We start from the raw sequence: 25,495 nt of genomic DNA, 5'->3' as shown, positions 1-25,495 counted from the left end.
TGTTTACTGCCAGCCGCCCCCCAGCGCCCGGTATAAGTCGATCAGGGCGGTAAATTGTGCCTGTTTCGTATTGATTAATCCCAGTTCGGCATCCAGTACCGATCGTTGTGCCGTAATTACTTCCAGGTAGGTGGCGTAGCTGGCGGCAAACAGATCGTTAGCGGTCGTTGCGGCTTGCCGGAGTACGGCCACTTCCTGCGTTTGCAGATCAGCTACATCCCGGTAATTTTCCAGGCCCTGTAAGCGGCTCACAACTTCGCCCACGCCCGTCAGAATGGCCCGCTGGTAGGCATAGTAGGCTTCGCGGCTCTGGGCCTGCGAACTAGCCAGATTGCCCCGCAACAGTCGGCGGTTAAACACCGGCGCCACCAGACTCCCCAGCACACCCGTGGCTACCGACGCCGGATTCAGCAGTACCCCGGGCCGGAATGCGTTGAGGCCCAGATAAGGAGTCAGCGTCAACCCTGGTAAGAACTCGGCCCGGGCCACGGCTACATCGATGTTGGCCGCTTCCAGTTCGCGCTCGGCCTGCCGGATATCGGGTCGGCGACGTACCAGTTGGGCGGGCACACCCGCCCGAACCGATCCGGGCAGTTGCTGATCCCGAATGGAGGAACCCCTCGGGATAGGCGTAGGGAACCGGCCCAGCAGCCCATTGAGCTGGTTCTCCGTTTCGACGATCTGTTGCCGTACCTGTCCTTCCAGGGCGCGCGTATTCAGTAACTGCGCGTTGAACTGCTGCACCGCCAGTTCGGTTACCCGCCCGGCCTGCTTCTGAATGGTCACTAAATCGACCGCCCGTTGTTGCAGCTCGATGTTGTCGCGGATGATTTCCAGTTCGGCATCGTCGGCCAGCAACGAATAATAGAGCCGGGCAATGTCGGCGATCAGGGCCGTAACGACCAGGTTGCGGCCCTCAACCGAAGCCAGCACCCGGTTGTAAGCTGCCCGGCGCCGGTTGCGAAGTTTTCCCCAGATGTCGAGTTCCCAGGAGGCCCGGAAACCGGCAAACAAGTCAGGCGTGGGGTCCGGAATCCGTAAATTACCCCGCACATTATCGGACAGGTTGGTATCGAAATTGCCGACCCCGTTCAGCGTATACCGACCAAAGCGGTCTACACCGGCCGCTGCTACCGCGTCGACCTGCGGCAGCAGCGCGCCCTGGCTGATGCTGTACGTAGCCCGCGCCCCCTCAATCCGTTGCAGGGCAATCTTCACATCCAGATTGCGCACCAGGGCCGTATCGATGAGTGCTACCAGGTTCGGGTCGGTGAACAGGCTGCGGAAGGGCTGCTCCCCAATGCCGGCGGAATCGGCGTTGCCGGTAAACGAAGGCGGTGTCATCATCACCGGTGTGGGGGCGGGCTGATGCAAGATCCGGCAGCCGCTGAGGCTGCCGGCAAGTAACCCGCCGATGAATAACCAATGGAGTTTATACCGGTTCATGGAGGGGCGCGTTGGTGGAAGAAGTACGGATGGTCGACGACTGATGTGGACCCGAACGCGGTTTGCGGAAGCGGTTGGCGAGGCTGGCAAACACGACATACAGGCCCGGCACGATGACCAGCCCGAATACGGTGCCCATCAGCATCCCCCCCGCTGCCGCCGTACCGATGGTGCGGTTACCCACGGCCCCGGCCCCGGTAGCGATGCAGAGCGGGATCAGACCCGCAATGAACGCAAAGGACGTCATCAGAATAGGGCGTAACCGGGCCAGGGCGCCTTCTACGACGGCCCGGACGATAGAAAGTCCCTCGGCCCGGCGCTGGTTGGCAAATTCAACGATCAGGATGGCATTTTTACCCAGCAGACCGATCAGCATCACCATGGCAATCTGTGCGTATATGTTGTTTTCCAGCCCCGTGACCCACAAAAAGAAGAACGCTCCGAACACTCCCGTCGGCAAAGACAGGATCACGGGCATCGGGAGCAGAAAGCTTTCGTACTGGGCCGACAGGATCAGATAAACAAACACCAGGCATATCAGGAAAATAATCACGGCCTGGTTGCCCGATTGTACCTCATCGCGGGAGATACCGGCCCAGTCGATGCTGTAGCCCTTGGGGAGTTTGGTAGCCGCCACTTCCTGAACCGCCCGGATGGCGCTGCCGCTGCTGAAGTCGGGCGCTGCCTGCCCGTTAATTTCGGCAGAGGGGTACATGTTGTAGCGGGTCGCCTGCTCCAGTCCGTACACCCGCTCCACGCGCATGAAGGCCGAAAAAGGGACCATTTCCCCATTGTCGTTCTTGACGTATAACTTCAGCAGATCATCCAACTGCGCCCGGTAGCTCGGCAGGGCCTGCACCATCACCTTATACATCTGGCCGAAGCGGATGAAGTTGGTAGCGTACTCCGAACCAATCAGGGTTTGCAGCGTCTGCATGGCTTTGCCGACCGACACGCTTTTTTGAGCCGCTTTGTCGGGGTCTACGTAGAGCATGTACTGGGGGAAGCTGGCGTCGAAGATGGTGAATGTGTTTTCGATCTCGGGTCGGTCTTCCAGGTCCTGTACGAACCGCCGAACCACGCTTTCCATCTGTTTGTAGTCACCCTTGCCGGTCTGGTCGAGTAGTCGTAACTCCAGGCCGCTGGCATTTCCGTAGCCCGGCACGGCCGGGGGCGGGAAAAACTCGATCTGCGCACCTTTGATGCTGCGCGTCTTCTCAGCCAGGGCTTCCATCACCTCATCGACCGACTCGGTCCGCTCGTCCCAGGCCTTGAGATTGACCAGGCAGGTGCCGAAGGTGGCGCCTGTACCGTCGGAGAGGATGTTGTTGCCCGCCAGCGTGGAGACCGATTTGATCGCGGGAATGCCTTTGGCCAGTTGCTGAATCTGGTCAACCACCTGCCGGGTTCGCTCCAGGGTAGCCCCCGCCGGGGTGGTAATGCTGGCGTAGAACGTACCCTGGTCATCGTTCGGAATAAAGCCCGGCGCTACCTGCGAGCTCGTGCCCCAGATGCCCGCGCAGAACGCCCCCAGCAGACCGAACGTCACCACCCGCCGATTAATGATGAGCCGCAGCAGGCGCTGATACCGACGTGCCAACCCGTCGTAGGCCCGATTAAAACGGTCAAAAAAGCCACTGAGTATTCCTTGTTTGGGTTCGCCGTGCGTGTTCTTCAGGATCAATGCACAGAGGGCCGGGCTGAGCGTCAGGGCATTGACCGCCGAGATTAGAATAGCTACGGTCATCGTCACGGCAAACTGCCGAAAAAATATACCCACCGGCCCCGTTAGAAACATGACGGGTACGAAGACGGCAACCATCACCAGCGTAATGGCGATGACGGCCCCGCCAATCTCGCTCATGGCCGCTTTCGACGCAGCCCAGGGGTCCAGATCGTCCTGCTCCATTTTGGCATGAACGGCCTCAACGACCACGATGGAGTCGTCAACAACGACCCCGATCGCCAGGACCAGGGCGAAGAGGGTGATGAGGTTGATGGAGAAGCCAAAAAGCTGCATGAAGAAGAACGTGCCGATCAGCGCTACCGGTACGGCAATGGCAGGAATCAGCGTAGACCGCCAGTCCTGCAAAAACAGAAACACGACCAGCGCGACCAGCACGAACGCTTCGATGAGCGTCTTGATCACCTCGTGAATGGATGCGTCGAGAAAGCGGGATACGTCGTAGGTAATTTCATAGTCCATACCCGGGGCAAAGCGCGTTTGCTTCAGCTCGGCCATGCGGGCCTTGATACCGGCAATAACCTCACTGGCGTTGGAACCCGGCAGTTGCCTGAGCATGATGGCAGCCGACGGGCGCCCGTTATGCTTCGATACAACATCGTAATACGTCGTGCTGAACTCAATGTCGGCCAGATCTTTGAGCCGGAGCAGCTCCCCGTCGGTGTTGGCCCGCAGGGGTATGTTGCCGTACTCCTCCTCGGTGGTGTATTTACCGGTGTATTTCAGCACGTACTGCAGCGCCTGTCCCTGCTTGTCAGAGCTTTCCCCCAGCTTGCCCGGAGCCGCTTCCACGTTCTGAGCCTGTAGTTTTTCAACCACTTCATCGGCAGATATATTGTAGGCCAGCATCCGGTCTGGCTTGAGCCAGATCCGCATGGCATACTCACGGGCGCCCATGATGTCAGCATACCCCACACCTTTGATCCGCTTGAGTTCGGCCAGGATGTTGATATCGGTGAAATTATAGAGGAACTTCTCGTCGAGGGCATTATTGTCGCTGAAGATATTCAGATACATCAGCATCGAGTTTTCTTCTTTGGCAATTTTTACCCCGTTCTTAATCACCTCCGATGGCAACTCGGCCATCACGGCCGCCACGCGGTTCTGCACGTTTACGGCGGCTACGTCGGGGTCGGTGCCTACCTCGAAGATGATCTGCACGACGCTTACGCCGTCGTTGGTGGCATCGGACGACATATATTTCATGCCCGGTACGCCGTTGATAGCCCGTTCGAGGGGCGTGATGACGGCCCTAACGGAGGTTTCGGCGTTGGCGCCCGTATATTCAGTGGTTACGTTGACCTCCGGCGGAGCGACGGCCGGAAACTGGGTCATCGGGAGCTGGGTTACCGCCAGCAGACCCAGCAGGGTAATTATCACCGAGATGACAATAGCCAGTACGGGGCGTTCGATAAATCGGGAAAACATAATATGGGTCAGTTATTGCCTGGCTAGCTGCGCCATGACCTGCGGGGCCGACAGCAGTTTGGGCTGGATGATATCACCTTCTTTGACGGTTTGTATGCCTTCGTACAGGATCCGGTCACTGGCCGACAGACCCGATCCGACTACGTAGAGCTGCGGCAGCCGAAGCCTGGGCACGAAGCTCCGCATCTGCACCCTGTTGTCAGCCCCGACCACGAATACAAAGAGTTTATCCTGGAGCTCAAAGGCCGCCTGCTGCGGAATAAGCAGCGCGTTCGTTACGGTCTGATTCATCCGGACTTTGCCGCTCGATCCGTGTTTGAGCAGGTTCCGGGGGTTGGCGAAGCGGGCGCGGAAGGCAATATTTCCGGTACTACGGTCAATCTGGCCATCTACTTTTTCGATGGCGCCCGGGCTACCGTGCAGTCGATTATTGGCCAGCAGGAGCGACACGGCCCGTTTTTGTAACGGGTTGTGAGCGGTCATGAAATCCAGGTATTCGCCTTCGGGTACGTTGAAATAAGCGAATACCTGCCGGTTATCGGAGAGGGTTGTCAGCAGGGTTCCTTCGCCGACCAGACTTCCCACTTTATTCGGTATCCGGTCAATGGTGCCGGCAAAGGGAGCGCGGATCTGGGTGAGAGCCAGCTTGAGTCTGGCTGCTGTTTCTGACGTTCTGGCCTCGTCAATCTTGGCCTGGCTGGCCGCTAGTTTTGCCTGAGCCTTCTCGAGTTCGATGCCTGAAATGATCTGCTTACCCGCCAGCAGGGAAACACTTTTGACCTCAACATCGGCGGTTTTGGCTTCCGCCATGGCATTTTTCAGGCTGGCCTGTGCCTTCAGGAGTTCTTCCCGGTACTCCGGGTTGCTGACCGTGAAGAGTAGCTGCCCCTTCTGCACGAACGTCCCTTCATCGACGTAAATGCGGTCGAGATAGCCTTCAATACGGGTGCGTATCTCAACATTCTGTACGGCCTGTATGTCGGCAACATACTCTTTGGCGTAAATCGTATCGGTAATGACCGGCTGAATGACCGGATAGGTTTCGGTTTGGGCCGCTTGCTGTTTGGTTTCGCTCGAGCAGCCTGGCAATAAGGCCACTACCAGCAGAACGAACAGGACAGGCGCCGACAATTGGACCCGGACAGAGCGGGTCGCCAGTTGTGCAGACATAGTCTGTTTGGTAAAATGAACGAGAAAAATGGATGGAAAGGCTCCGGGCTAATAACTAGCCGGGGCATCAGGACGCACCATAGCCTGCACAGACCCGGAACGGACCTGCCCTGATTGGCCAATAGGCGTATCAGTCGTTACGCGATCTGGGGGGGAGGGGTATTGATGTCGGTCGATCTGGAGCGGTAGATCGAATGGGTAAATGCCTGAACCGGCACCGCTACAAAGCCGACAGAAGCCGCAAACGCGTAGATAACAACCGGTCCGGGAACTGACCAGTCGACAAAAATTTTGGATACCTGGTCTTCTTCTTCGTCAGACTCGTCATGCTCTGGAACGGCGTCCTGAATGCCGAATATCGTCTCCAGTACCAACTCGCTGAAGCTTTCGATTTCGTTGAAGGAGAGGTCTTCTCGGTATTCGCCCCGGCTGTTCGGCGTGACGTACCCGTCGGGCGCATCGATACTGACGTTAATGACGTAGAACGCCATCAACAGACAGAATAATCGGTGCCAGATCGGATTACCAGACCGTCGTTTGTTCATCGGGGGAGTTAATGCAACACAAAGTTAAGCGGTTAGGCTACAACATCTACAAAGCGGTCTGGCCGCTCATAAAGTTCACGTGGGTATGTGATTAATTGTTGAAGAATTACCTGTTGCCGATAGAGGGTGATTACCCTAACTGGTTCAAGAAGTTCCGTTTGGTGTTGTAATGCAGCAGGTAAGCCCGCTTGCTGCTTTCATTCAGAAACGATCGGTCAACCAGACGGCTGACGCTGGCCTGCCGCTCGCGAAACGGCGCCAATAGCGGTTCGATCCGCCTGTCGGCTACCCCGATCCGCCGACCAAACTCGGTAAAGTCGCTCAGCCCCGGATGGTTCGTGCGGGTAAAGATTGCCGATCGGTACCCATCGGCAAACAGACCGTTGTCCAGGGCGAAGTCGGTATCGTCGACATGCAGGTGCGTGTTGAGCAGATCATAGGCCGGGCTGAGCAGGTAATCACCGTAGGCCGACTCCAGCAGCGAAAAGTTTTTCAGGTGCGCGTCGCCATTCGAAAACAGGAAATTGAAGACGACCAGCCTGAAATACCGCTCGATCTCGACCCGCCAGGCGGCCACGTACTGCCGGATCAGCAGCCCCGCTTCTTCATAGCTGTAGGTGTACTTGAAAGTAGGCCCGGCGTTCTGGTTTGTTTTACCCGCCAGCGACGCGAAATCCTCAACGCCCCATTTGGTCCCATCGGGTTTTACGTCGAAGCGTTTGGTCAGGTAGGCCGGTGCGCCATCCTGAAAGAACACCAGCGCGTTAGCAGCGGTGTCGATTCCATAGACCTGCCGGGCAATCTGCATGGTCAGGTGTTCATTGGCCGGCACCTGATCTACCTTCAGCACATCGCGCGGAATGGGCTTAAGCATATAGGTTCCCTGCTCGCCGGCCTGGGTAAGCCGGAGTTGGTTCCTGTCCAGCAGCAGGCTCTCTTTTTCCTGCACGCCCGATATGGAAATCCGTTTACGATTTTCCAGGAAAAAACCGGCCACGACCTCGTCGCGCTGCGGCTGTTCATAGGGCAACAGGTGGCTCACCCGTTTGCCGTTGAACAGCTGGCGCAGACAGGCGGGGCTATAGGTTGTAAACCCCTCGGCGAGCGTGCCCGGACAACAGGAAACAGGAGGTATACTCATGGGGCAATCAGGGGCTGTACGGTGATGGCGCCGATGGTATCGTACCGGGCCGTAGCGAGTAGCAGACCGAAGCTGTCGTTCTCGTCGATGTGAAGCTGAGTGCTCTGTAAACGCCGGTTCACGCCCTCGCTGAGCAGATTGGCAAAAAACGGGAAGAGCTGATTGCTTTCATAAGGCGCCTGGCGTTTGGGTAAGGTCAGACTGATTGCCGGTTTTTGCGCGTCGGCCAGCCACCCCTCATCGTAGCGGAAGATGTAGTGTTGGGTAGTTTCTTCGGTGAGATAACCCGCCAGTTCCTGGTTTCGGTAAACGGCCGCCTGGCGCATGCGATTACAGGTTATGTGGTTTTACGATCCATCTGAGTTCCATGCCCAATACGTCGGCCAGTTTGAGCAGGGTAGACACCCTGGGGTTACCCGCGCCCGACTCGATGGCTTTTATCGTTCGCAGGCTGACCCCTGCCAGCTCGGCCAGGTACTCCTGCGTCAGGCGCAGCGCATTCCGACGCGCAATAAGCTTCGAAATTAATTCATCCATAGTGCATTATACTACCCTTTTTGATCGTGAAAGATGAATGCTACGTAAATATATACGCAAAAGGGCAGTATAATGCACGTATTGGTAGTTGGACTACTGTTAAAATGACCGCTTATTTGTTTGGAACACGAGGCCAGGGTCTACAGGCAATAGTTGGGACAAAAGCTACGCGAGGCCTTGGTCAGTTTTCTGGATCTGATCCAGGTAGCCAGCGCCGATAAACAGACGCTTCTGCTGGCCAGCCAGCTGGTAACCATTATAGGTGTCGATGGAGTTGAAACGGAGTTTTTTTGTAGACAAAGGGTTACTTGCCGATGCAGAATTTGCTGAAGATCGAATCCAGCAGGTCGTCCGTGGTGATCTCGCCGGTCAGCTCACCCAGGTGTTGCAGGGCGACCCGTAAGTCCATCGCCAGCCAGTCGGGGGTAACGCCGGTGTCGAGGCCGGTAATGGCGCGGGCCAGGGCGTTGTCGGTGCCGGTGAGGTGCTCGTAATGCCGGGCATTGGTCACTACGGCGCTGCCCGTCTGAACGGCGGCATCGGTGCGGACACGGGCCGACAGAGCCGCCTTAAGCTCATCCAGATGCGTATGCCGGGCGGCCGATATCCAGACGATGGGTTCGCTGGCGATACCCTCCAATTCTTCTTTGCGGCCGGCGTCAATGGCGTCCAGTTTGTTGCCGATCAGCAGGTACGGTTTTCCCGATGTCCGCACCTCGGCTACGGCGTCGCGCAGGTCGGTGGGGGCGATGTTGAGACCGTCGAACAGGTAGATGACCAGCGATGCATCCCGCATTTTCTGCTGCGTCCGCTCAATACCAATGGCTTCGATGGTGTCGGTAGCCTGCCGCAGCCCGGCGGTGTCGATGAGCCGGAAGCGGATACCGTCGATGAACAGTTCATCTTCGATCACGTCGCGGGTGGTGCCGGGAATATCGGAGACAATGGCTTTTTCTTCGTTCAGCAGCGCGTTCAGCAGGGTTGATTTGCCAGCGTTGGGTTTACCGACAATGACGGTCGGTACGCCGTTTTTGATGGCGTTGCCGGTTGAGAACGACTCGATCAGGGGATGCAGCACCCGCCGGATGTCGAGCATCAGCTGCCGGAGCTGATCGCGGTGGGCAAACTCGACGTCTTCTTCCCCAAAATCCAGTTCGAGTTCTACCAGCGCCACGAAGTCGATCAGCTGCTGGCGCAGGGTTTTAAGCTGCCGCGAGAAGCCGCCCCGCAGTTGGGTGAGGGCGGCCCTGTGGCTCGCATCGGAGTCGGACGCGATCAGATCGGCCACGGCCTCGGCCTGAACCAGATCGAACTGCCCGTTCAGAAACGCGCGCTGGGTAAACTCGCCCGGTCGGGCCAGCCGGACGCCTTCTTCGGTCAGCCGTCGCAGAATCTGCTGGATGATGAACTCCGAGCCGTGGCACGAAATCTCGACAACATCTTCTTTGGTAAAGGAGCGCGGTGCCCGGAAAATGGTTACCAGCACCTCGTCGATGATGGTTTCTTCGCCCGATGCGTCGGGGCGGTTGCGGAGGGTACCGAAATGCGCCGTGTGGCTGGCCTGCCTGGTGAGGTCCCTGCCCCGGAAAAATCGGTTCGTTATGGAAATGGCGTCCTGGCCCGATACGCGGATAACGGCAATGGCGCCAATTCCGGGAGCCGTGGCCAGGGCGGCAATAGGATCTAACTGAATCAAGGTTACGTTTGTGTTTCGGTTCAGCGCGGCTGATCTGCAACCCTGCGGACTTACAGGCTGAAAACGGTATTGGGAAATATGGGAAGCCGCCTGACGACATTGACGATGCGCTTTTCCAGTGGAACGGCTGGCAGCCCGAGGGCGTCGGCGTGGCTGTCGCCCAGAAAGAAACGCATCTGAGCGGCTGCGAGGTTCCTGACGTTATCGGGCTGGCCCGACGCTTTTCCGGCTACCTCGGCAATGGCGTTGAGAAGCGCGCTGGTCAGGCCTTTGCCGGCTTCGGACGCTCGAAATTGCCGACGGGCAATGGCGCGGTCGAGGTGGTAGGCCTCGCGCAGGTTCTGGGGAAGCAGTTCATGGGCAACACCATTCAGCGCGGCAATGACGTTGATGTGGTGCAGGTAATCTTCTTCTTCCTGTTCGGTGGCCGCAACGCCCGACTGCCGCAGGCCCCGCAGCACAATGTACGAGAACGACAGGTTGGTACCGGCCATGTCTTCCTGGTTGACGGGCATACCCCAGTCCATGTTCCAGCGCCCCGACTGCAACCCGAACCAGCGGGCGCCGGCATGAATCAGCCGGACTTTCAGCGTGCGCAGAACGGCTTTGACGGGACCGCTCCATTCGTTGGGCGTGTTGACTCCAAAGACCCACTCGCCGGTTTCCTGCAGGCGTCGGGCCGTATCGTTTTTGATCCGTTCGGTAAGCCAGAGCAGCTGCACCCCATCGGCACCCATGTAGGTATAAGGCAGTGAGTAGGTGCCCAGTACGAGTCCAATCAGGCCGGCATGTTGCTGAAAAAAGGCCATCCCGCGCTTCATCCGGGCCGGGTCGGCCCAGTCGGGAAGACGGGCGTGTTCGGCAAAAAACGCCTGAACGGCTGCCGGCTGCTGAGCCAGATCGACATCATGGGTGTCGGCCAGCCACTGCATCAGTAGGCTGATGCCCCCGCGTCCGCTGGTATCGGCAACGGCGGCCAGAACGGCATCGGCAGGCGGGTCGCCCTGCTGGCGGTACTGGCTCAGAAGCGTATCGGAGAACGAACGGGTTGGCTTGACGAGTGTCGGCATGGGAGCGAGTCTGTATGCCGGTAACGCTGGGGGCGGGGGATTGGTTTACAGATAAATCTGCATTCCGTCGTAGCCTAGCCGGATAGAAGGGGGCAGCTCTTTCTCGACGTCCTGATGCATACCGAGCTTGTGGCTGATGTGGGTGAAATAGGTACGCTCGGCGCCGACCCGCTCGGCCAGCGCCACCGCCTGATCGAGGTTGAAGTGCGAAATATGCGGCTGGCGCTGCAGGGCGTCGAGGATCAGAATTCGGGTGCCGTAGACTTTGTCCAGTTCCGGTTCGGCAATGGCGTTGAGGTCGGTGAGGTACGTAAAATCGCCGATTCGGTAGCCGTATACGGGTAACCGGTGGTGCATGACCTCGATCGGGATTACCGGAATCCCCAGTACCTCGAAGGGTTGATTCTGAATCTCGTGGAGCCGGATGCGGGGAATGCCGGGGTACTTGTGTTCGGCGAAGATATAGGCAAACTCACGCTGGAGCTGCGCCAGTACCGTAGGGCGGCCGTAGACAGGCATATCCCGGCCGGAGCGAAAATTATAAGCCCTGATTTCGTCGAGCCCCGCCGTATGGTCTTTGTGTTCGTGGGTAAACAGGACCGCGTCGAGCTGGTGCAGATTGAGCCGGAGTACCTGCTGCCGGAAGTCGGGCCCGGTATCGATGACGAAACTACGCCCGTCGATGGCAATATGGGCCGAGGTGCGCAGTCGTTTGTCCCGAAAGTCGGCCGAGCGGCATACGGCACAGTCACAGCCAATCAGCGGCACCCCCGACGACGTTCCGGTTCCAAGCAGCGTAACAACCATGGTGCGTGATTGAGTAATTGAGTGACTGAGTGAATTTGGGTTGCATAAAGCTGATTCGCTCAGTCACTCAATCACTCAACCGCTCTTTATTTGTCGGTAAGTTGATTGACGACTTCCACCAGGCGGTCGAAGTTGAGGGGTTTGACCAGGACGTCGTTGAAGCCGGCCGTCTTGAATTCTTCTTCCGTATAGTTCTTGGCGTTACCGGTAATGGCCACGATGGGTACTTCGGCTTTGGTCGTGTCAGACAGGGCCCGCACGCGACGTACGCATTCCATGCCATCCATGATAGGCATGTTGATATCGAGCAGCAGGATGCTGAAGTCTTCTTTCTCGAGAATCTGTAAAACCTGTTCGCCGTTCTTTACGGCGGTAATATCATAGTTCTGAAACTCAAGGATTTTGCGGGCCAGATTCTGAATAACGGAGCTATCTTCGGCAATCAGGACGCGTTTGGAAGCTGACATAGGGCTGGGGAATCGTGTTACGTTTGTGTGGTGAAATTATAGAGTTAATTCGGCAAACACAAAAAGACTATTGGTCGGCCTGTTTCTGTTAAGTAGCCCAACCGCGTTCCGGAGCGACCTATGTTGGCAAAGTCGATAAAATCTTTCGAAAAAATAGCCTTTTTCCTATGGCGGGTATCATTATTTTAGTTAAGTTTACCATTCATATCCTATAAAGTAAGTTTAGTAACAGCGCTACGGTGTTTTACCTGCCCGTCCCAGCCGTCTGTCGAGTGCAACCGAGAGGCATTTGACTGACGACCAGTGGCCTGGTCCGGTACTATGTGTTTATTAGCTATCCTTCCTCTATACGCTCTCACTCTATTAATTATGAAACTCACCGGACCCGAAGGGGCCTTCGAGTTAAACATTCTGGATTATGAATGCAGCGACTCGCCCTATTTCATGGATCGAAACTGGCTTATTGTCAGTGTAAAGACCCGCTATCAGAACCGCGAATGTGTTCGTACGGCCCCCGTCCTGTCGACCTGGGAGCTGGAACTTCTGCTTAAGTGGATGCGGTCGGTAGCCGACGAGCGTGAGCTGTCGCCCCGACTGACGTTTGTTGAACCGGCTCTTGGCTTCAGTACGCTGTCGGGCGGGCGGGGCGACTACCGGCTCCGGATCAAGCTCGGCTCAGAAGCCCGGCCTTCCTGGCAAACCGGCACCACTCCCTTCTACCTGCCCGTTGCGCCCGACCAACGCGAACTACAGGGCGCCATTCAGGATCTGGAACGCCAGCTTCGGCGGTTCCCGGTACGGGATTAGGTCCAGTCAGTCGCCACCACCACAGCCGCTGCAACCGCTGGCCGAACAGCCACTGTCGGCTCCGGCGTCAGCGCCGTCATGACCATCAGTTGCGTCGTGGCTGTGGTGGTCGGCATCGCCCGATAACAGGATTACACCGCTCCCTTCATCGGCCTGCTGTCGTCGTTGGTCGGGGTTTGTGTTCGAGTTGGCGAGGCTGCCGAGCAGCCAGATCAGTCCGCCAAACGCGACTATGACCAGCAGCGCCACCACCAGCATCCGTGAGCTGGCCTGCACGAACAGGAGTGCCGTCAGCAACAGGCCAACCAGCGTCAGGCCCCGGCTGAGCTGAATCGATGGCTTGGGCAACACCCAGTATCGGCCCCGGTTTACGCGCTGAAACCGGGTACTGGTAAAACGGGTGCGGGCATCGGGCCAGATGTCGGCGGGCGGTTCGGTGCCGAAGGTGTCGCGATACAGCCGGTGCGTATCCGAGTAGAACCCGTTAAACTTGCCGGCTTCCTGCCTGCCGCCCTGGGTGGGCGTATGGTGAATGTCGCGCCCGAGGGTGGTGCGGCACAGGTCGATCCAGTAGGAGCGGGTATAGTTCAGGTGCAGGTGCCAGGCCTGATCGACGGCATCGGACGGGGTAACGCCGGTTTCGGTCAGGCAGCACAACAGCAGAAACTTCCGATACTCGGTAACGACGCGCCGGGCGTAGGCGCGCGACCAGCCGTTTTCGCGGGCCAGCCGGGCGGTGAAGGTAAGCGCCACGCCGGGTTCATCGAATCGGAACGTCTGTAGCTTTTTCCAAAGTACATCTTGTTGCGTTGTCATAAAGGGGGTGGGTTTAGTTAGCCTGCTGTACCCCGCATTCTTCGTGGTTAAGCTGGTTGCGGAATACCGTGTTTTTTCAGCAGTTCAACAAAGCGAGGTTCAGTCAGGTAGGGGATGTAAACCTCGTCTGTAAACCGGTTTTCTACATTGGCGCCCTTCGCCAGAGCCGTTTCCAGCGACTCGTAATAACCATCTGCGTTGCCCTGGGCCGCCCTGATCTCGGCCAGATTCGCGTAGGCATTCGCGTAATTCTCATCGAGTTCAATCGCTCTCCGGACGTTCTCTTCAGCTTCGGTCAATCTGTTCAGCTTTCGAAGCGTTCTGCCCTTGTGGCTATAGGTTGTAGCGTCAGTCGGATCAAGGTCAATAGCTTTATCGAAGTCAATCAGGGCGTCTTTGTATTGTTTGAGGTAACTATTGACTGAGCCCCGGTTGATATAGGCTGCATCGTTATTTGGGTCAAGGTCAATGGCTTTTTCGTAGTCGCTCAGAGCTTCTTCGTAGCGCTTGAGGCTATTCTTGGCGAAGCCCCGGTTGTTATGGGCTGAAGAGTTATTTGGGTCAAGGTCAATGGCTTTATCCAAGTCGATCAGGGCGTCTTCATAGCGCTGGAGGTTACTCTTGGCGGAGCCCCGGTTGTTATAGGCTGTAGCGTTAGTTGAGTCAAGGTCAATGGCTTTATCCAAGTCGGTCAGGGCGTCTTCGTAGCGCTGGAGGTCATGTTTGTAGTAAGCGTTCCATACGTATAACTCAGCATTGGGGGGTACTTTCTGAATCATATCGTCCAGATACGTGACCCGTTCTGTAGGGGTTTTTATCTGCCGGGCCTGTGCCAGAATTTCTTCGGCTTTCAGGGCTTTTTCCAGGTTTGGGCTTTGCTTTCTCAAGTCGCCCTTACTGAGGGTATCGACGGCTTTCTGGTGATGTTTTTCTACCCACTTTTTCTTTTCTTCTACGTCGCGCAGTTTGCAGTTCAGATCATTGTAAAGCTTGACAATCAGCTGCTCAAAGGTGTCGACGGGAACGTAATAACTGTTGGGATGCTGATTAATCAGGTATTTGGCCCGCCAGTTAATATTTTTCTCATCGCGGGCGCACCAGTACAACGGGAAACTCGCTCCTCGTTTTTCTTTCACCTGGTACAGGGCGTCCATAATGGATCGGTCGGAGCCGGAGTAGCCCGTGACAATAACGCCCATATCCTGCGCGGCTTCCTGAAGTTTCATGATCTGATCGTCCTGCAAGGTCGACGTTTCGTGCAGGGTATTTTTCATGTCCTGAAACAGATAGTCGCCGTGCAGTTTGACAATGTTGGGGCGGGGACTGCGGAAGTTGATGAACTTCACCAGTTCGTTATGCGCATAAATCCTCGATTTTTTGTCAGTTTCCTGCAAAATGGCGTCGTTGACCAGATCATCAAAATTGGTCGTGAAAATGGTTCTGATCCCGTCTGAGTTGACCACGCAGGCCAGCAGAATGTAAGCCGCCGAAGGTTCCTTTCTGTCGATGATTTCTTCGATCAGCTGCTGGCGTTCGCGCGGGTCCGGTAGCGTAATGTCGAACCAGAAACCGTAATAACTGGTTTGATAAAACTCTTCTTTGACAACGTCCCACAGATCAGCATCAGGATTGTTGGTTTTCAGAATCTCGACGAGGTCAGCCGGAATGCTACCAAGAAATTCGTCGCGCTGCGCATCGACCTGTTGGTGACAGGCTTCCTGCTTTTCTTTGATAAAGGCGGCCAGGTTTTTCTGCGCGTCGTCGTCGGTCAGTAAACTGTCTATTTTGTCCAGATCCAGCAGGTTGTGATTCGGGATGCTCATCGTATTCTCGACGTAACAACGTTTCTGAAGGTACGTCATAATACCCGAACCCGTAGGAATCCGGGCATCGAATGAGCAACCCGCGCCCATCAACAGAAAGAAAGGCGGAGCCGGGAAATCGTCTTTACGCTGCTTGACTTTATTGACCAGGAATTGCAAGGTGGCTTTTCGGTCTTGCTGAATGGTCAGCTCGGAAAGCCGTTTTATCGAGTTCATGCGTCAGGAGATGGTGTGGGTGGTAAAGGTGGGTTTTATCAGGGTTCTTCGCGGGTGGCCAGGAACTCGGCGAAGGCTTTTTCGAGGTCCTGAAGGGCTTCGTTCAGGCCGCTGGTGTCGTTGACTTTGAGCTTGCCTTCGGCCGTGCGGGCAATGTCGGCCATGCGCGCTACGCCGATGGTCCCCGCCGATCCTTTCAGCGTATGCAGGTGGCTTTTCACGGTCGGGATGTCGCCCAAGGCGTAGGCATCAACGGCGCCCCGAACCAGATCGGCGGCTTCGATCATGAACTCTTCCAAGATGCTATCGACCAGTTCCTGTCCGCCAATGTCGCGCAGCTGACCCACAATGGCTTCATCAAGAATCGGGAGCTGATTTTCCGGTTTGGGTTCCTGAGCCTTCGGTTTGCTGACGGTCGGCGCCGACGAGGATTCGGGCTGGCGGGCTTTCAGCTGCTGGCTGTCAACGATCTCTTTCACCTTTGCCACCAGGCTCTGCGCGCGGATCGGTTTGGCGATGTAATCGTCGAGGCCCTGGCTGATGAAGCGTTCCCGATCTTCGCGCATCGAATAGGCCGTCATGGCCACGATGGTCGGGAGCTGACTGCCAAACTGACCGCGCAGATGCCGGGTCGTCTCCACGCCGTCCATGTCGGGCATCTGGATATCCATGAAAATGACGTCGAATGGCGAGGCCGCCGGCGTTGCTGATCCGGCGCCGTCTTTCACTCGTTCTTCTACGGCCTGGATGGCTGCGGGACCGCTGTCGGCCGTGGTGACGACACAACCGGCTTTGCGCAGAATTTCGGAGGCTACCTTCCGGTTCACGGCGTTGTCATCGACGAGCAGCACCTGCGGGTGATAGGTCGAGAAGAAGTTGGCGAGGGCTATTTCGGCCACTTCGGTGGTTTGCTGGGTGGGGCTGATGGCCGTTTCTTTCAGCTCGATGGTGAACCAGAACGTGCTGCCCTGGCCTACTTCCGACTCCACACCCACTTCGCCTTTCATGAGCGTGGCGAGTTCTTTCGAGATGGCCAGCCCAAGTCCCGTTCCGCCGAACGACTTGCGCGAGGAGGTGTCGACCTGACTGAACGAGTTGAAGAGCAGTTTGATATTGGCGGGTGAGATGCCAATACCCGAGTCGATCACGGCCACCCGAATCCGGTTGAACTTCCCGTGTTTACTGATGAGCGATGCCTCTACACGCACCTCGCCGTTTTCGGTAAACTTGATGGCGTTCGAGGTCAGATTCGACAGTACCTGCAGCAGCCGCGTCTGATCGGCAATGACATAGGTGGGCAGGTCGGGGCTGAGGTGGTAGGTCAGCGTGTTGTTTTTGGAGTTGGCCTGTTGCCCGAACAGCGCGATCAGCTTCTCGAAAATTTCCCGGAACGCAACCGGCGACTCGTGCAGCACCATCTTGCCCGCTTCGATCTTCGACAGGTCCAGGATGTCGTTCAGGATGTTGAGCAGTGTTTCTGACGATCGCTTGATGGTTTTGACGTAGCTCCGCTGTTCGTCGTCCAGCTGGGTGTCGTTGAGCAGGTCGATCATACCGATTACCCCGTTCATAGGCGTCCGGATTTCGTGGCTCATATTTGCCAGAAACTGCTCTTTGACCTTCAGCGATCGTTCGGCTTCGTCTTTGGCTTTGACCAGCTCGGCCGACTGGCGCTTCAGTTCCGTAATGTCGCGGGCCAGCACCGCTACGACCGGATCGGGGTCGTTGCTGGGGCCATCGTTCAGGAGCAGCATGTTGAACATAAACTGCCGCTCGGTGCCGTCTTTCCGGCGCATACTGACCTCGAAGTTGCGGAGGCTGTGGTTGCGGCCGAGCTTGATCATGGCGCGGTGAATAACGCTCTTGTCTACGAAATACTGCATGGCATCCTGGCCCAGTACTTCGTCCGGCGTATAGCCCAGTCGTTTGAAAACCGACGGACTGACCATCGTAATGCGTCCTTTCCGGTCGACCCGCGCATAGATATCCTGGAGGTTTTCGAAAATACCCCGGAATTTTTCTTCACTCTGCCGGGTCGCAATTTCGGCCCGTTTGCGGTTGGTAATGTCGCGCGCAATACCGGATACCTCTTCAATAAGACCGCTGGCCAGCATGATGGGATTGAGCTGAAAGTCGAGCCAGACTTCCGAGTTGTCGAGCCGGTCGCCGTCGATGCGGAGTTCAAAGTTCTGCGGCACCCCCCGAAAAGCCTGCCGGTAGCGGTCTTCGAGTATTTTACGGCTTTCGGGGCCGACCATCCGCCAGCCAAAGTTGGGCGCGCTGCTGTTGAGGGTAGGCAAGGCACCCACGTTGCGTTCGATCAGCTGGGCGTAATTTCGGTTGAACGAGGTGAGCTGCAGCGCTTTGTTGACCGACCAGATCAGGTAAGTGCTGCTGTCGAACATGGCGTTGAGCCGGGCGTTCTGCTTATCCAGAGCCGCTTCGGACTGCTTTCGGGCGATGGCCAGCGCCACCTGCCCCGAAATGAATTCGAGCAGCTCGAGGTCGCGGGGGCCGTAGGTGCGGGCATCGTCGTACGATTTGACCCCGATAATCCCCGTAATCTCGTCGCCGATCCGGAGCGGAGCCGTCAGCATCACCTGCGGCTGGAGCTGGCCGTACAGATCGATCTCGTGCTGTTCTGCCAGGGCGCGGATATCTTTCTCGTACAGGAACAGCGGTTTGTTGGCCTGAATGGTATATTCGGTCAGGCCGTTGCCGATCTTCCGCTTGGTAAACCGCATGTTGCCGCCAAAGTATTCGTCTACGTAATACGGGAACGACAGGTAGGTTTTGCCGGCGTCGTAGAGGGCAATGAAGAAGTTGCGGGCATCGATGATGTTGCCCAGTTCTTCATGGATTTTCTGATACAGCTCGTCCAGGTTGGGCGTGTTGATGGTCCAGTTGGCAATGCTATAATAGAGTTTCTGCGATTTTTCAGCGCGGATTTTTCCGGTGGTGTCGTGCAGAATACAGCGGAAAGCCGTTGGGCGGTCGTTATCGAAGCGGCAGTTGACGCTGCCCGACAGAAAGAGTGTTTTGCCCGTTTTGCTGCGGAAAACGGTCTCGATATACGGCAGCTTATCCCCCTGCTGAATGCGCTTGAGGGCCGCCAGGGTGCTGGTGGCGTAGTCGGGGTGGAGTACGTCGCGCAGGTTCAGGGCGGCAATTTCGTCGGAGCTGTAGCCGAGTACCTCGCGCCAGGCCCGGTTCACGAAAATGAATTTGCCGTCGAGGGTGAGCAGTTGAATCAGGTCGGAGGTATTGTCGACGAGGTCCTGAAGCTGCGCATTGGTATTCGAAAGTGCCGACGCTACCCGCCGTTTGTTGGTAACATCCTCGCCGATGAGCGTAAACGACGAGACATACCGATGGGTGCCGGTGCTGTTGTCGCCCCGGTTGGCAATGAATGAGTTGAGCAGCACATTCCGGACGGCCCCGCTGCGCGCCAGCATGCTGATCTCCCGCTGTTCGGGAAAGGTGGCTTTGGTCAGGGCGTCCTCAAATTCGAGTTCGAGCCGGGCGCGGTCGGCCGCCGGAATAAAAATGTCGAAAAAGTTTTTGCCGACGATATCGTCGGGTTGCCAGGCCGTAACGCGGTAGGTATACGGGTTGGCGTAGCTGAGCGTACCGTCGCGGTCGATGGTAACGCCAATCAGGTTGAGCTGGTCAACGGTCTGGCGAACATCGAACGGGGTAAGGGTATCGGCTATAGGGTCCTGTTGGGCTTTGAGTCCAGGCATAACTATGACAAGTCAATCGATCTGTTGAACGGCTACTCGTTCCGGTGTTGGATCAGGCCATACATTGGTGAGTGATTGTATAAATTTACGCAAAAGAGTGGCTGTTTGGTACAGACCGGATCAAGTCTATTTTGATGGCTAGTATATCTTCATTGGTCTACTATTACTTAATTTGCTGTTTATTGTACTACTTATGCTAAAACGTTTCCTATTTGGGTTTGTGCTACTGGGTCTGGCTGCCTGTGAGCCATTCGATCTGGAGCGCAAAACCTTTCCTGTCTGCGCCCAACCTTCGGCCGAGATCGGCGTTGTCGTCGATCAACTGGACGTCACCTTTTTCCTGGACAAACCCACGGGCGATATCACCGTGGCGGGCTGGGACCCCGGCGATGGGCGAAACATCGGCCGGGTCGGAAACCGGGTCACCTACAACTACGCCCAGCCGGGCACCTATACCGTCACGCTCGTGCTGGTCAACTCGTGCGATGATAAATACGTCCGTACCGCTCAGATCACCGTCCGTAACTAAACCATGATGCGTTTTATTCTCTTTTTTTTCGGGGGGGTACTCCTGATACCGGCGGTTCAGGCGCAGGAGCGGGTACGTAACATTCGGGTGCGCGCCATTGACTCGGCCCAACTCGAGATTCGGTACGACCTGATCAGCGCCCGCCCCGGCGACTCTGTTTATTTCGACATTCGCAGCCGGGTTCGTGGCTTACTCTCTATCCGGCCCGAGCTGGTGCGGGGGGATGTGGGCCGGCGCATCGTGGCTGGTTCTGACCGGCGTATTGTCTGGAATGCGCTGGCCAATGGGTACGCGCTCGACGAAGAAATACAGGCCATTGTGCGGGTCAAAGCGGGGGTCATGCCAGCGGCTCCTGAACCGACTCCCGAGCCGGTAACCCCGACCAGAACGGCCCCGGGGGCTACCGCCCCGACGCCCGCTACGCCTGCCAGCCCCGAACCCGCTCCGGACCAGCCGCGTCAGCGCCGGAACCGGGACCGACCGGTACCCGAGCCAGCGCCGGTTGTCCAAACTCCCGCCGAGCCTGCCGGGCCCGAAACCCCAGCCATACCGGGTGGGAGCCGGGTGGGTCGACAGCGGTACGACGGGCCTGCCTGGGCGCTGATCAGTGCCGTAGCGCCGGGCATCGGCAATATTTTCGTGCAGCGCCCCAGGCCCCGCGTGGGCTTCCGACCACTGGTAACCGTTGCTACGTACGGTCTGGTTGCTTACGGACTCATGGAACGCCAGCAGGCGAAGGATGCTTACGCTGACTACGAGGTGCAGAAAAATGCCACGGCCGCCGAACCCTTTTACGTGACGGCTAATAACCATCATCAGCGGTATTTTATGGCCACCCGGGCGGCTGCCGCTGTGGCACTGACCGATGTGGTCTTAACGTTTATCAAGGGACTGCGGAACAGCCAGCTACGTCGCGAGGCCCGCCGGATCGATGCCGTATCCGTTCGGCCGGGTCTTCAGATGGGCCAGCCCACCGCCGTTCTTCGCTACTCATTCTAACGACAATCTCTTATGCGTCTTTTTTTCTCCCTGGTGTTCACGGCCCTGCTGCTTACCGATGGCCTGGCGCAAACCCGCCGGGCGAAGGATGTCGTTTATTCGGCTTCCAGCGACTGGCAGAAGGTAACCCTCCGGCCGGCGGCTGCGCGTCGGCCCGCAACCCCCACGGCTTCGGCCAGTGTACCCACGCCTGCGTCAGCGGCAACACCCGATGGACCGGCCACCGCAGCTGCTCCCCCGTCGTCACCGCCCACCCGTCGACCTGCTCCGGCGGCTGATCCCGGTTATCGGCCCGCTTTTACCGGCGACTTTGCCACGAACCGAAACGGCTGGAAAGCAGGCGTAAAAGGCGACTATCAGTATCAGATCGGCCTGGGGAAATACAATATTCTCAAACGCCGGGCCACGCAGCAGGCTGCGTTCAGCTTCGTGCCGCTGCCGACCGCCATCAACCTCAATATTGCGGAGGAGTATACCATCAAAGTAGATATTGTGGCCGACTCGGGCCGGATTCCTACGGGTGGGGTCGTGTTCGGCGTGCGCGACTCAACGACCTATTCGGCCTTCCTGCTGAACGGAAACGGCGATATTGCCATCGTGCGGATGGCCGATGGGCAGACCTTCAGCGACTACATGCCGGGCGATTATTTCAAGCCGGGCGTAGCGCTCGATAAAAACCGGAACCGGCTGATTATTCGTCGGAAGGGCGATCTGCTCCATTTTTACATCAACGAGCAGGAGGTACGCAGCAGTCCGTATCCGTTCAAGATGCTGTCGGGAAACGGAATCGGCGTGACGACAACGGGCTACTGGACTTCGTTTCAGAAGCTGACGGTTACGCTGGGGCCGTAGGGAGCAGGTGGCCTATGGATTCCGAACCTGCTCGCCGTCCCGGTTGATGGTGATGAGCTGACCGTTCAGAAATGCCCCGGCCGTATTGCCCCGGAATGGCGTTACGGCTTCGTATTCAGGTTCGATCACCCACTGGTCATTCTGGTCGATGTAACCCCAGCGGCCCCGGCTGCGGGCGCGTCGCCAGCCGCGTTCGTCGGTGCCGAGTTCTACCTTGTCGTAGGGTTTATCGCCAAAGGCTTCCTCGTATTTTCCCTGTCGGGCGTCGGCGGGTGTTGGTGCTGGTTCGGTGGCGGGTTCGTCAACACGCTGCGGTTCCGGCTCCCGGGCCTTCGGTTCGTCGGTGGGTTTCGTATCGGATGCGATCGACTCGTCCTCGTCCGTAGCGGGCGTGGTCTCGGTCTCCGTAGCGGTTGGTTCGGGGGCGGACTCCTGTCGGCTCAGGGCCGACGTTTCGTCGGTTGTGGAGCGGTCGGCGAGTTGTTCCTGCCGGTTAGGTTCGGCACGGGTCCGGCTTCCCGAGTTGCTGTTCCTGATGAACCAATAAATCAGCGCCAGCAGGGCCAGCGCGAACAAAACGCCGTATATGCCGCTCCGGTCGCGCGGGATAACCTCAACCCGAACGGTACTGAGCGGATTATTATTGACGTCGAACAGGGTGTAATCGGTGGTCTTCTTCGGTTTTACCCAGCCCCGGTTTTTCGGCGACAGGCCCTCGCCCAGATCGTCGATGGTTACGGCCAGCAGGTTCGTAACGTCCCATTCGATGGTCACGGCCTGGCCCTGCCTGACCCGGGCGGGTGTGGCCGTAAACGTCCTGACAAAGGGCGCGGGCGGCTCCGGCAGCGGAGCAGGAGGGACGTAAGCCGGTTCTGGCGCAGGCGGTGGCTGGGGCGGCTCAACTACGGGGGCGGGCTCGGTAACGCGTACAACCGGCGGGGCAGGCGCGGGCTCCGGCTCGATCAGGTCTTCGTAGGGATCAGCCGCGGGCGCAACCGGCGAAGTTACGACCGGGGCCGGTTCGCTGACGGGGGGCACGGGCTTCGGGCTGTGCCGCGCCAGTTCGGCCGGTATCCAGCGGTTGCGGACAAACTCGGGCGGCAGGTTTAGCGATCGGGCAGCATTGATAATCTGGTTGATGTCCTGATCGATCAGATGCGCGCGCGACGGTTCGGCCAGCCGGGCAATACGGGTCTGAATATTCTGGAAAAGAATACGGTTGTTGCTGACCTCCTGACCGATATCATTGGCTCGTTTCAGCGCATCGGGCAGCGACAGGCCAGCCGCCTGCGCGTCCTGCAGGTAGCCGTTGGTGCGCCAGGCGTCGGGACCATCCAGTACGATGGCTTCGCGGAGTCGATCGGTCAGTTCGGTTTCTGTCATTGAGAGCGGTAGTGGTATGTAGTCAAGTCAGCGCGATTTCCGGGCATGTCGCCGTAAACCGCGCTGGTCATTGCTATAAACACAAAAAATCAATCAAACGTCACCACGTTCCGCCGGTAATCGACCGAAATTTTGCCAAACTGCGACAAGGCCGACTGGCCGAGCAACAAAGGGGCTTTGCTGCTGCCGACAATATTGGCGTTGACATTCTGTAACACCCGATCCCCGATCTGGACCGACCGGAGTCGAACCACCGCCCCGGGCGATATGGCTCCGGTAGCGTCCTGGAAGCGCGACCGCCCGATTACGTCGGCGGGTTTGAGCGCCCCCTGTTTGTAGAGCAGTTCCGCTTCGGCTTCCGACATGGAAATCAGGCTCGCGCCAGTGTCGAGGATGAACCGCATGGGAACGCCATTTACCGTAACCGGCACTTTATATACGCCGTTCTCTTTCTCCATCGCCACTTCGGTAGGCCCGTCGCCGATCTGCTTCAGCGTTGGTTTCGCCACCGCCGGGGTCGTATCGGCCGGTACGCGGGCCGGTGCATCGGACGTACTGCGTTTGGTCCGGCGGGGCTGGTGACTACCCGACCGCGAACAGCCCGAGCAGCCCGACAGGTACAGCAGCGATGCCACCAGGAGCAGCGCAAACAGAGGCCGGAGTGCCGCTATGATCGCTACAGGCCTATTCATAGCGGATGAGGGCTTTGGTGACGACGCGCCAGCCCCCGTTTTCGCGGACAGCCTCCCCGTCGCGCCGGTTAACGATGCGAGTGTGTTGCGAGGAGTAGCTGTTTTCGCTATCGCAGGCGGGTTCGATCATGTAGTTTCGATACGTCAGCAGGCGCGTTACCCGGCCCGGTTCTGCTTCGAAGCTAAAGGTAGCCACGTCGGGTTTTTCGGCGCTGATGCTGAACCGATAAGCCGATTCGGGCGAGAGTGCGGGCATCTGCTGGCCGCTGTCGAACAAACCGTTGGGGCTGGGGGGCGGGAAATAAAGCACCTCGTTCCGGACCGGCGGGGGCGTTCCCTGCGACTGGCTCATGGGTACCGGCGCCGGCTCGGGCCGGACACTGGCTTCGACAACCGGATTAGCGGGCGGAGCGGGCGCTGCCGGGCTGGCGGGCTGACTGGCCGACTGCTTCAACTGACGAATAGCGGCCAGCGGATCGGTACCCAGCTCGGCCCGGATGGTATCGTAGGCCTCGGCTTTGGTTTTATAGTCGGGCTGGTTCTGTGGGGGACGAGGGGTGTTGGTCGGCTTACTCCGCTGCGCCTGGTCCAACTGGGCGGCCAGCCGGCTGTTCTCGGCCGTGAGCCGGTCTACTTCCGATTTTAGCGCCCGATATGCCAGCCAATAAACGGCGCCGGCTCCGACGATCAGCCCAATCACACCACTTGCAATGATCATCCACATGCTTTTTTCCTGTTCTTCTTTTACGGCCCGCTCCAGCCGGCTCATCTGCAGGGCTACGGGGTCTATGTTGCCTTCGTCCGACAGGCCGGTTTCGGCGTCAACGGCCGGTTGTTCGGCCGTGGCGGGCTGATCGGTGGCTGGCTGAGCCGGGTCGGGCTGACCAGGGGGCAGGAGCCCGTCAATTTTAGCCAGGATCTGCAGCTGAACGGCTGGCGTAAGCGGCACACTATATGGTTTTTCTGCTTTGTGTTTGACGTAGAACTGCAGCAGCTGTTTCCGGATGGCCGCGTTGGCTTCGGCGGGCGGCAGGGCCTGAAAACGCTGGGTGTTTTTCAGCACCGACAGTTCTTCCAGCTTGGCGCCAACCTGATCCCAGCTGCCTACCGTTCTGATGATCATCTGCGGGTCGCAGCCGTCGCCACATTCGAGCAGCTGATTGTAGATGTCCTGTGCCTTGGGCTGGTCGATTTTCTCAAATACGGCAATGGCTACCTCTTTGGTCAGCGTATCCACCGCAGCCGCATTGGGCGTTGCCGTCTGAGCCAGCAGGGAAGTGCCCAGGCCAATCGTACCAACGAGCGTCAGGATCGTTTTCTGTATCATAAAAAAGGTTGGTTTAAGCGCCCGAACCGGTCTGCCAGTCGGGCGCTGTCCTCTTTTCAATTGTCGTATGTACCGAAGTCGCTCACCGTAGTCCCTGCGGTCGGCGCTCTCTACACCGTGGTCTGCGCCGGCTTCACCGGAATGCGTAGTTGGACCACTCGTGCGACAGCAACAAACCATCCGGACAAGTGGTCCAACTACGCGTCCCGGGGAGGACACGGACCACGGTGAGCGACTTCGGTGTAACACCCGGACCG

At 57.9% G+C, this 25,495-nt stretch carries 22 protein-coding genes; 4 read left to right on the top strand and 18 right to left on the bottom strand.

Features of this window, described 5'->3' with window-relative positions:
• Positions 1 to 3: 3 nt before the first annotated feature.
• The 12 genes from EQG79_RS21995 to EQG79_RS21945 form a co-directional block, all read right to left on the bottom strand.
• Entirely contained in the window at positions 4 to 1,446 is a 1,443-nt protein-coding gene (locus tag EQG79_RS21995) for an efflux transporter outer membrane subunit (protein WP_129604052.1), read from the bottom strand.
• Positions 1,433 to 4,618 carry an efflux RND transporter permease subunit gene (locus tag EQG79_RS21990; protein WP_129604050.1) on the bottom strand — a complete coding sequence of 1,062 codons (3,186 nt, stop codon included), beginning with the start codon at positions 4,616 to 4,618 and terminating at the stop codon, positions 1,433 to 1,435. Before EQG79_RS21990 ends, EQG79_RS21995 begins: the two co-directional genes overlap by 14 nt.
• A gap of 12 nt (positions 4,619 to 4,630) precedes the next feature.
• Positions 4,631 to 5,788: an efflux RND transporter periplasmic adaptor subunit gene (locus EQG79_RS21985; RefSeq protein WP_129604047.1), complete on the bottom strand. Its 1,158-nt coding sequence runs from the start codon at positions 5,786 to 5,788 to the stop codon at positions 4,631 to 4,633.
• 137 nt (positions 5,789 to 5,925) lie between these two features.
• A complete protein-coding gene (locus EQG79_RS21980; RefSeq protein ID WP_129604045.1) occupies positions 5,926 to 6,333 on the bottom strand; it encodes a hypothetical protein in 408 nt (135 codons plus the stop codon).
• Between the two features lie 130 nt (positions 6,334 to 6,463).
• Positions 6,464 to 7,474 carry a type II toxin-antitoxin system HipA family toxin gene (locus EQG79_RS21975; RefSeq protein WP_129604043.1) on the bottom strand — a complete coding sequence of 337 codons (1,011 nt, stop codon included), beginning with the start codon at positions 7,472 to 7,474 and terminating at the stop codon, positions 6,464 to 6,466.
• Positions 7,471 to 7,800, bottom strand: coding sequence for a HipA N-terminal domain-containing protein (locus EQG79_RS21970; RefSeq protein WP_077921402.1), 330 nt, complete (start codon positions 7,798 to 7,800; stop codon positions 7,471 to 7,473). Before EQG79_RS21970 ends, EQG79_RS21975 begins: the two co-directional genes overlap by 4 nt.
• A 4-nt stretch (positions 7,801 to 7,804) precedes the next feature.
• Complete coding sequence (locus EQG79_RS21965; RefSeq protein WP_077921401.1) at positions 7,805 to 8,011, bottom strand: helix-turn-helix transcriptional regulator; 207 nt, start codon at positions 8,009 to 8,011, stop codon at positions 7,805 to 7,807.
• Positions 8,012 to 8,176: 165 nt separating this feature from the next.
• Positions 8,177 to 8,311 carry a hypothetical protein gene (locus EQG79_RS31495; protein WP_262708634.1) on the bottom strand — a complete coding sequence of 45 codons (135 nt, stop codon included), beginning with the start codon at positions 8,309 to 8,311 and terminating at the stop codon, positions 8,177 to 8,179.
• A gap of 4 nt (positions 8,312 to 8,315) precedes the next feature.
• The gene (mnmE, locus tag EQG79_RS21960; RefSeq protein WP_129604040.1) at positions 8,316 to 9,707 is read right to left on the bottom strand and encodes a tRNA uridine-5-carboxymethylaminomethyl(34) synthesis GTPase MnmE; all 1,392 of its coding nucleotides are present in this window, start codon (positions 9,705 to 9,707) and stop codon (positions 8,316 to 8,318) included.
• A 50-nt stretch (positions 9,708 to 9,757) separates the two neighbouring features.
• Positions 9,758 to 10,777 carry an oxygenase MpaB family protein gene (locus EQG79_RS21955; RefSeq protein ID WP_129604038.1) on the bottom strand — a complete coding sequence of 340 codons (1,020 nt, stop codon included), beginning with the start codon at positions 10,775 to 10,777 and terminating at the stop codon, positions 9,758 to 9,760.
• Between the two features lie 45 nt (positions 10,778 to 10,822).
• A complete protein-coding gene (locus tag EQG79_RS21950) occupies positions 10,823 to 11,584 on the bottom strand; it encodes an MBL fold metallo-hydrolase (protein WP_129604035.1) in 762 nt (253 codons plus the stop codon).
• Between the two features lie 86 nt (positions 11,585 to 11,670).
• Positions 11,671 to 12,051, bottom strand: coding sequence for a response regulator (locus tag EQG79_RS21945; protein WP_077921397.1), 381 nt, complete (start codon positions 12,049 to 12,051; stop codon positions 11,671 to 11,673).
• A gap of 369 nt (positions 12,052 to 12,420) precedes the next feature.
• Here EQG79_RS21945 and EQG79_RS21940 point away from each other — a divergent pair, with 369 nt between their 5' ends.
• Positions 12,421 to 12,858 (top strand): WapI family immunity protein, encoded by a 438-nt coding sequence (locus tag EQG79_RS21940; protein WP_129604033.1) that lies wholly within the window; start codon positions 12,421 to 12,423, stop codon positions 12,856 to 12,858.
• Between the two features lie 6 nt (positions 12,859 to 12,864).
• On the opposite strand, the gene EQG79_RS31230 is transcribed toward EQG79_RS21940, so the two are convergent.
• Genes EQG79_RS31230 through EQG79_RS21925 form a run of 3 tightly spaced genes read right to left on the bottom strand, consistent with a single transcriptional unit; the run spans position 12,865 to position 19,456 of the window.
• Entirely contained in the window at positions 12,865 to 13,674 is an 810-nt protein-coding gene (locus tag EQG79_RS31230) for a glycine-rich domain-containing protein (RefSeq protein ID WP_206445607.1), read from the bottom strand.
• A 47-nt stretch (positions 13,675 to 13,721) separates the two neighbouring features.
• Entirely contained in the window at positions 13,722 to 15,713 is a 1,992-nt protein-coding gene (locus EQG79_RS21930; RefSeq protein WP_129604029.1) for a tetratricopeptide repeat protein, read from the bottom strand.
• 38 nt (positions 15,714 to 15,751) lie between these two features.
• Entirely contained in the window at positions 15,752 to 19,456 is a 3,705-nt protein-coding gene (locus EQG79_RS21925; RefSeq protein ID WP_129604026.1) for a PAS domain S-box protein, read from the bottom strand.
• Between the two features lie 193 nt (positions 19,457 to 19,649).
• Between EQG79_RS21925 and EQG79_RS21920 the strand changes: the two genes are divergently transcribed.
• The 3 genes from EQG79_RS21920 to EQG79_RS21910 are packed head-to-tail and all read left to right on the top strand — an operon-like array spanning position 19,650 to position 21,836.
• The gene (locus EQG79_RS21920) at positions 19,650 to 19,985 is read left to right on the top strand and encodes a PKD domain-containing protein (RefSeq protein WP_077921393.1); all 336 of its coding nucleotides are present in this window, start codon (positions 19,650 to 19,652) and stop codon (positions 19,983 to 19,985) included.
• A gap of 3 nt (positions 19,986 to 19,988) precedes the next feature.
• Positions 19,989 to 20,984 (top strand): hypothetical protein, encoded by a 996-nt coding sequence (locus EQG79_RS21915; protein ID WP_240699416.1) that lies wholly within the window; start codon positions 19,989 to 19,991, stop codon positions 20,982 to 20,984.
• Positions 20,985 to 20,996: 12 nt separating this feature from the next.
• On the top strand, positions 20,997 to 21,836 hold the full coding sequence (locus EQG79_RS21910) for a hypothetical protein (protein ID WP_129604024.1): 840 nt from the start codon (positions 20,997 to 20,999) through the stop codon (positions 21,834 to 21,836).
• 12 nt (positions 21,837 to 21,848) lie between these two features.
• On the opposite strand, the gene EQG79_RS21905 is transcribed toward EQG79_RS21910, so the two are convergent.
• The 3 genes from EQG79_RS21905 to EQG79_RS21895 form a co-directional block, all read right to left on the bottom strand.
• Positions 21,849 to 23,219, bottom strand: coding sequence for a WG repeat-containing protein (locus EQG79_RS21905; protein WP_129604021.1), 1,371 nt, complete (start codon positions 23,217 to 23,219; stop codon positions 21,849 to 21,851).
• Between the two features lie 89 nt (positions 23,220 to 23,308).
• Positions 23,309 to 23,911, bottom strand: a complete 603-nt coding sequence (locus tag EQG79_RS21900) for a retropepsin-like aspartic protease family protein (RefSeq protein ID WP_129604019.1) — start codon at positions 23,909 to 23,911, stop codon at positions 23,309 to 23,311.
• On the bottom strand, positions 23,904 to 25,238 hold the full coding sequence (locus EQG79_RS21895; protein WP_129604016.1) for a hypothetical protein: 1,335 nt from the start codon (positions 25,236 to 25,238) through the stop codon (positions 23,904 to 23,906). Before EQG79_RS21895 ends, EQG79_RS21900 begins: the two co-directional genes overlap by 8 nt.
• Positions 25,239 to 25,495: the final 257 nt, after the last annotated feature.

The organism is Spirosoma sordidisoli (genome assembly GCF_004138325.1).
Taxonomy (GTDB): Bacteria; Bacteroidota; Bacteroidia; order Cytophagales; family Spirosomataceae; genus Spirosoma; species Spirosoma sordidisoli.
Note: the sequence above shows the minus strand (reverse complement) of the source record. Positions and strands in the feature narration are given on the sequence as shown.